We start from the raw sequence: 228 nt of genomic DNA on the forward strand, positions 1-228 counted from the left end.
TCGGCCCGCCGTCGCAAGGCAGGTGCCAGCCCAGGGTGCGGTTGATTTCGCGTAGCGAAGCGGTGCCATCGATGACGAACGTGCCATCGGTCTGCGGGTGTACATGGGGGTTGTCCAGGCTTTGCTCGTCCTCGAACTCACCGACGATCTCTTCGAGGATGTCTTCCAGGGTGACAATGCCCAGCACCTCGCCGTACTCGTCCACCACCACGCCCAGCCGGCGCTGTT

Annotated in this window: 1 protein-coding gene; it reads right to left on the reverse strand. The window is 63.6% G+C overall.

What is annotated here, in order from left to right:
* Nucleotides 1–228: CBS domain-containing protein (locus SB765_RS34605; RefSeq protein WP_410933154.1), on the reverse strand; the 228-nt coding region annotated here is incomplete at both ends.

Origin of the sequence: Pseudomonas sp. SIMBA_067, from assembly GCF_046534675.1 — a bacterium.
Lineage (GTDB): Bacteria > Pseudomonadota > Gammaproteobacteria > Pseudomonadales > Pseudomonadaceae > Aquipseudomonas > Aquipseudomonas putida.